2 protein-coding genes are annotated in these 1,891 nt (G+C 34.2%); both read right to left on the bottom strand.

All coding sequences use genetic code 11. The annotated features are described in order from the left end of the window. Positions 1-290, bottom strand: a 290-nt coding sequence (locus tag AC220I_RS21895; protein WP_486725993.1) for a COG2426 family protein, incomplete at its 3' end; no start/stop codon positions are given. Between the two features lie 22 nt (positions 291-312). Beyond that, positions 313-1,797: an oligosaccharide flippase family protein gene (locus tag AC220I_RS21890; protein ID WP_486725992.1), complete on the bottom strand. Its 1,485-nt coding sequence runs from the start codon at positions 1,795-1,797 to the stop codon at positions 313-315. Between the last annotated feature and the right edge of the window lie 94 nt (positions 1,798-1,891).

The following is a 1,891-nucleotide window of genomic DNA, read 5'->3' as shown; positions in this document are numbered from 1 at the left end:
CCATATTTTTGAATCCGGTGACTCCTGTTCAGGGTCTTATACTCAATATGGTCAGTAATTTTTCGAAAAAAGGATGCCTTTTTTAGCCAGTTAAAGATGGGTCTTATCCCAAACAGAATAAAGGGTACCGGTATAATACTGCCAATTAAGCTGATCATCAGAGCATGCCAAGGATTCATCCCAAGGGACAGGCCTAGAGGAATAGCGCCCTTAATTTCAATGATAGGCAGTGCTGCTGTGAACATGACTTTAAACTCATTTGTTAAAATTGTTTTTAAAATATCGATCATGTAATTACTCCTTGGTATTTCTTTAAATCGATTTGCGATTTAACAATTTAAATAGGGCATTTTTACTATCTTGATCCAAAATGATGAACCATATCAAGAATAAATATAAGACTGTAAATCCGGTTCCAAATGCTAAAAAAGTACCAATAAATCCAGTAAAGGGATTGTAGCTTAATAGTAACTTCATCGGAATATAAGCCAGAAAACCAGCCATGATGATTTTTAAACCACTTGGTGCAATGAGACTTACGCCAAATGATCTCTTAAACCACAGCATTCTGATCAGGTTACCAATTAGATAAATCAAGACACTCACATAAGCGATGCCTGCAATACCATATCTATCAACCACAGCAATGTCTAGAACTGTATTGGCCACTAACATTGAAAATCCTATTCGCCATTCTATTTTTTCAAGACCTACCATTGCATTTAAAAAAGTCAAAGGTCCAAAAAAGGCGTTTATCAATTGAGCAAATGCCAATGCGTATAAGACATTATCACCTATCAGAAACTCTGGTCCAAAAAGAGCTAAAACCTCATGACCAAGTAAAATCAAACCACCAAAGACCGCTGTATTCACAATCAATATCCATCTATTTACTTCAAAATAAGTCTCTTTTAGGTTTGTGAAATCTTTTTCAGAATAATACCTTGCGAGTACAGGTGCCATCATAGAACCACCTGTTATAAACATAAAGTTTCCAATATAAGCTAATTTATCAACAATACTATAAATACCTACATCTGCCTCAGTGAGTTGGTAACCAATAATATAAGCATCAATTCTCCCCATGAGAAACTCAATAAGACCAACGAGAATCAAGGGTATTGAAATTACCAATAGTTTTTTATATAAGTCTCTGTTATGAACACTTAGCAAAACAAGAATTTTCCTATGGACTAAAATGCCAACGAGATATATGACGTTCAGAGACCATGCAAAGTAGTTAGAATAAATTAAAGTTTCAAGTGTCGATTGACCCAGTATAATGACTCTAAACATAAAGAAGCAAACCAAGCTAAGTGGCATTATGATATTCTTACTAAAAAAGAAATGTTTTATCCCACCTACTGTTCTAAAAATACCCTCACTCATCTGAACAAATGCAATCGGAAAAATTAAGGGTAAAAACAGTTTCAATGCAGACTCGAGCTGAATATTGTTTAGAAGTGTCTTTGAAACAAATTCAGAACTCACAAAAAAAAGAACACCTAAAATCACACTTAAACTCAATAGAAAATATATGGCAAAAGAGACGAGCTCTTTTTCTTTTCTTACATCTTTCATGCCTGGAATCAAAGCTGTAAGACCATGGTCCATACCAAGCTTTATGGCGATTGCTAAAAACATCACCAAGGTACTAATGTAAACATAAGTGCCATACCCTTCAGCACCAATGTATTTAGCCGCTAAAAAATTGAACATAAACATAAAAAACGCATCGATGATTTTCCCTAAAAAGAGAATCCCCGATCGCGTTGTAATTGATTTAACTTGGCTCATATAATCCCCATCATTCATAAATTGTCTACGATTTAAACTCATACCTATTTTATCACTTAATGCTTCTTTGGTAAATTAAAGTTTCATAAGAAAT

The sequence above is a fragment of the Fusibacter sp. genome, assembly GCF_057447755.1.
Note: the sequence above shows the minus strand (reverse complement) of the source record. Positions and strands in the feature narration are given on the sequence as shown.

Bases quoted from the DNA above. Each gene is read 5' to 3' on its own strand.
- AC220I_RS21890 (WP_486725992.1), bottom strand. From the start codon at position 1,797: ATGAGCCAAGTTAAATCAATTACAACGCGATCGGGGATTCTCTTTTTA.